A 5,084-nucleotide genomic window follows, 5' to 3' on the forward strand; every position below is an offset into this window, starting at 1 on the left:
GCTTTTGGCAAAATAGAAACGGGTTCAACGCTCTTAATGCGAAACGGTTCGGCTGGATAGTATGACATAATATTTCTCCTAAAATAGTGAGTTAAGATTCTTGTCTTTAATAACTCGTCCATCAACATCTATCATCGAGTTATAGCTATATTAATAAAAAATTTTCATATAAACTGTGATCGCTGTCTCAAATAATAAAAAATTATTAAATAAATTGAGAAAATAGTATAAATGACAATTTTTTAATAAGTTTGAGTTTAATGCTTTAAGCGTTTTTCAATGATTCGGCATCTTGAATGGATAAGTTTTTCTCAAATTAGGGCAAGGGGAAAAGGATTAAAAAAAGAGCGGTCAAAATGACCGCTCTTTTTGTTTCTAATAGAAGATGTTTACCATTGATAGCGATACACTGCTTGGATTTGGTAAGGTTTATCATAACGTTTACCGTCGGTTCGGGTGATGTCTAAACCAATACGATGATTTGACACGCCAGCATTTAACCCAAGAGAGCTTTCAAAACGTCTGAGACTACCGAATTTTTATTTCCTGTGAGCCTTCATTAATGTAGGGCATTCTCCCTAAATATTTATACTGCACAGAGCATATTTTCTCCGTTATTAATTAGGAAGCGAAAGAGATCATGTTCATTAATTTGCTGATATGTGGCATATTTTTTCTTTAACCAACCCTCAGGGATCAATGATGTAAAATAAGGAAATAAGGTTTCCGAATGAAAATGGCTCTGTTCTATGGGAAGGATGAGTGAAAGCAGTATTCCCTGATAATCAGGATTATAGGCAAAATGAAAACCATATTTATCTTCTTGGAGTATCCCAATGAACTCACCACCAAGCGCTTTGCGTTTATCATTTAATGAACGACTAAATGCTTTAAGAATCGATGATTTTTTTCTTCATAAATTTGCTGGCATTAGGCTTATTCATAAATCATAAAATATTTATTAAGTGTCAAAAATGATAATTTGGAAGATTAAAAACTAGAAAAAGAACACAAAAAAACCGACTTAGTCTTAACTAAGTCGGTGTTCATTCATATTAATTTATTAACCCGCAACCGCAATACGTTTCATATCCGTCATATAACCACGTAACTCTTGACCGATTAATTCAACCGGATGGTTACGGATTGCATCGTTTACATCACGCAAGGTAATGTTGTCGATTTCAACGGTTGGAGTTGGTTCGCCTAAGTCACCTTTTTGCAGGGTTGGGATAATTTCTTTGGCAAGAATTGGGGTCGCTACGTTAGAGAATAAGTAGTTACCGTATTCTGCGGTGTCAGAAATCACCACGTTCATTTCATATAAACGTTTACGTGCGATCGTGTTCGCAATTAATGGTAATTCGTGAAGTGATTCGTAGTAAGCAGATTCCTCATAAATCCCACTTTCTACCATCGCATCAAAGGCAAGTTCAACACCGGCTTTCACCATGGCGATCATTAATACACCGTTATCAAAATATTCCTGTTCGCTGATTTTGCCATCATATTTTGGGGCATTTTCAAAGGCGGTTTTGGCGGTGGCTTCACGCCATGCGAATAAATCTTTATCGCCGTTTGCCCAGTCTGCCATCATGGTTTCAGAGAAGTGACCGCTGATAATATCATCCATATGTTTGTAGTATAAGAACCCGAGTTTTTCTTTAATTTGTTCAGAAAGCTCGAATGCACGTAATTTTGCACTGTTGGACAAGCGATCCATCATTAACGTGATACCGCCTTGTTTTAAGGCTTCAGTGATGGTTTCCCAACCGTATTGGATTAATTTTCCGGCATAGGAAGGATCTTTACCGTCCGCGACTAATTTGTCGTAGCACACGATAGAACCTGCTTGCAACATACCACAAAGAATGGTTTGCTCTCCCATTAAATCGGATTTCACTTCTGCTACGAATGAAGACTCTAACACGCCCGCACGATGGCCACCGGTTGCTGCCGCCCATGCTTTGGCAATTGCCATACCTTCACCTTTCGGGTCATTTTCAGGGTGAACGGCGATTAATGTCGGTACGCCGAAACCACGTTTGTATTCTTCACGCACTTCCGTACCCGGACATTTTGGCGCGACCATGACAACAGTTAAATCAGAGCGAATTTGCTCGCCTTGTTCAACAATGTTAAAACCGTGAGAATAGCCGAATGCCGCACCTTGTTTCATTAATGGCATCACATCAGCCACCACTTTTGAGTGTTGTTTATCCGGTGTGAGGTTTACCACTAAATCTGCGGTTGGAATTAATTCTTGGTAAGTGCCGACTTTGAAACCGTTTTCGGTCGCACGTTGAAATGAAGTACGTTTTTCTGCAATAGCTTCAGGGCGTAACGCATAACTGACATCTAAACCTGAATCACGCATATTTAAACCTTGATTTAAGCCTTGTGCACCACAGCCTACGATGACAATTTTTTTACCTTTTAAGAAGTTTGCTTCATCGGCAAATTCTTCGCGATTCATAAAACGACAACGACCTAACTGGTCTAATTTTTGACGTAAATTCAATGTGTTGAAATAGTTAGCCATATATTTTCCTTCATTTTGTAAGGGTGAATGATTGTATGATGTTGTGTTTGCATATTATTTTGTTGTGAGTGGGATTATAAGGCTTTTGGTGGTTGCGTAAAGTGATATTATAGGAATATGATGTTGTGGTTTTTGCAATAATATTTGTCTTGTTTGGCATCGGCGAAACCCGATATTAACTATTTAAGGAATACAATGGACTTCACCGATCTAAACATATTCATCAAACTAGCGGAAACCAAAAACTTCGCCAAAACCGCCAGCCAAAACCATATGTCCCCCTCCACCCTTTCACGCCAAATTCAACGCATGGAAGAAGAACTGGGGAAACCCCTTTTCATTCGTGATAATCGTCAAGTCACGCTAACGGAATATGGCGAGCGGTTTCTCCAATTTGCTAAGACGGAGTGGCAAAATTGGCAACAATTAAAACAACAACTCAATGACGAGCCAGACGAACTAAGCGGTGAACTCAAACTGTTTTGTTCTGTCACGGCGTCTTATAGTCATTTGCCACAGGTGCTAAAACAATTTCGCCAACGTTATCCCAAAGTCGAAATTCAGCTCACCACTGGTGATCCGGCGCTCGCCTTGGAATTCATTCAAACCCAGCAAGCGGATATTGCCCTCACAGGGAAACCGGATAATCTGCCCGCAGGTGTTGCATTTCACAAGATTGACGATATTCATCTTTCACTTATTGCACCACGTGTCGCCTGTTTGGCAACGCAATTATTGCAGAAGAAACCGATTAACTGGCAACAAATGCCTTTTATTTTTCCTGTAGAAGGGCATGCAAGGCTGCGGATTGAACAGTGGCTGCGCAAAAAGCAGATTAAACACCCTAAAATTTATGCGACGGTAGCCGGGCATGAAGGCATTGTGCCAATGGTCGGCTTAGGGTTTGGCTTGGCGATGTTACCCGATGAAGTAATTAATAATAGCCCAATGTGCGATCAAATTTCCCGTTTAAATTTAGATGTCCCTGTTGAACCTTTTGAATTGGGGATTTGTACACAAAAAAGGAACTTAACCCTGCCCTTAATTCGTGCCTTTTGGGCAATGTTGGAATAGAATGGTGCAACCATTCAGATTAAGGATTTCCTATGTTAAAAGGTATTCTCGTTTCATTGTTAGCGTCTTTTTTGTTCGGCTATCTCTATTATTTTTCTACATTGCTCAAACCGCTGAGTGGTACGGATATTTTCGGTTATCGAATGATTTTTACCTTTCCCTTTGTGGTATTAGCCGTGTTGATTTTCAAACAAAAAAATGCCCTGATCGAACGTTTAAAATACCTTCAAAAACGACCGCACTTTGCCCTTTCCTATATTCTTTGTGGCGCATTAATGGGCGTTCAAATGTGGCTATTTTTATGGGCACCGAATAATGGGAGTTCGCTGAGTGTCTCTTTTGGCTATTTATTGTTACCCATTGTGATGGTAGCAGCCGGACGGTTAATTTTTAAAGAACGCATTTCCGCCTTTAAACTTATTGCCGTATTAATTGCTGCTCTCGGTGTGATTTCAAATATTGTGATTAAAGGCGGACTATCTTGGGAAGCCATTGTGATTTGTATCGGCTATACCTCCTATTTTTCGATCCGAAAAGCGTTAAAAAATACCGATCTTGCGTCTTTTTGCCTCGAAATGCTCAGTTTAATCCCAATTAGCATTTATTTTGCGTTGCAAACGGATTTTGTGGTGGTGAAACAAACTAACCCAAATATCTGGGAATTATTGGTATTACTCGGTTTAATCAGTGGCACAGCCCTGATTGCTTATGTGATCGCTAGCAATATGCTACCGATGAATTTACTCGGGCTATTGGGTTATGTGGAAACCATTATGATGGTGTTTGTTTCATTTTTTATTGGCGAAAAAATTGAGGCGGAAAGCTATCCGCTTTTTATTTGTTTAGTATTGGCGATGAGCCTTGTGATTATTGATGGCGTGTATAAACAGCACGCAAAGAGATCTTTATAATGTCTTTTAAAGAAATTACCCCACAACAAGCGTGGGAAATGGCGCAACAGGGCGCTATACTTGCCGATGTGCGTGATGCACAGCGTTATACCTACTCACACCCTAAAGGGGCCTTTCATTTAACCAATCAAACCTTTTTACAATTTGAAGAATTGGTGGATTTTGATACCCCTATTATTATCAGTTGCTATCACGGGATTAGTAGCCGCAACGTAGCGACATTTTTAGTAGAACAAGGCTATGAAAATGTCTATAGCGTGATAGGCGGATTTGATGGCTGGATGAGGTCGGACTTGCCGATTGATACAACATATTAAATAGAAAGGGTGTATGATACGGTGTAAGGGAAATTAGTTATTGGGTTATTTTTACAAATAATAACCCAATGTTTTCACTTGGTTATATTAAGTTTATTTACACATTATTTACAAAAAAAGTTACTTTTTAAACAAAAATTAAGGTAGAATCTGCGGGCTTTTCTATAGAGTAAAGGTATAAAAGAGTTTTAAGTTAACTATTAATCTATTGTATAAAATAAATGTTAAGGATGACATATG

Annotated in this window: 5 protein-coding genes; 3 read left to right on the forward strand and 2 right to left on the reverse strand. The window is 39.0% G+C overall.

Annotated elements, in window-relative coordinates:
• Positions 1-586: 586 nt before the first annotated feature.
• Both BKK47_RS10785 and ilvC read right to left on the reverse strand, forming a co-directional pair.
• Positions 587-898 (reverse strand): HipA N-terminal domain-containing protein, encoded by a 312-nt coding sequence (locus BKK47_RS10785; RefSeq protein ID WP_077494834.1) that lies wholly within the window; start codon positions 896-898, stop codon positions 587-589.
• A gap of 165 nt (positions 899-1,063) precedes the next feature.
• Positions 1,064-2,542, reverse strand: a complete 1,479-nt coding sequence (gene ilvC / locus BKK47_RS10790) for a ketol-acid reductoisomerase (protein ID WP_077494835.1) — start codon at positions 2,540-2,542, stop codon at positions 1,064-1,066.
• Between the two features lie 195 nt (positions 2,543-2,737).
• On the opposite strand from ilvC, the gene ilvY reads away from it, so the two are divergent.
• From ilvY to glpE, 3 genes are read left to right on the forward strand one after another with little or no spacing between them, the layout of a single operon-like run.
• Positions 2,738-3,616 carry an HTH-type transcriptional activator IlvY gene (ilvY, locus tag BKK47_RS10795; RefSeq protein WP_077494836.1) on the forward strand — a complete coding sequence of 293 codons (879 nt, stop codon included), beginning with the start codon at positions 2,738-2,740 and terminating at the stop codon, positions 3,614-3,616.
• A 32-nt stretch (positions 3,617-3,648) separates the two neighbouring features.
• Positions 3,649-4,527, forward strand: coding sequence for an EamA family transporter RarD (gene rarD, locus BKK47_RS10800; RefSeq protein ID WP_077494837.1), 879 nt, complete (start codon positions 3,649-3,651; stop codon positions 4,525-4,527).
• Positions 4,527-4,844 (forward strand): thiosulfate sulfurtransferase GlpE, encoded by a 318-nt coding sequence (glpE, locus tag BKK47_RS10805; RefSeq protein ID WP_077494838.1) that lies wholly within the window; start codon positions 4,527-4,529, stop codon positions 4,842-4,844. The genes rarD and glpE overlap by 1 nt, the downstream gene beginning before the upstream one ends.
• The last annotated feature ends 240 nt before the right edge of the window (positions 4,845-5,084 follow it).

Origin of the sequence: Rodentibacter mrazii, assembly GCF_001998825.1 — a bacterium.
GTDB lineage: Bacteria > Pseudomonadota > Gammaproteobacteria > Enterobacterales > Pasteurellaceae > Rodentibacter > Rodentibacter mrazii.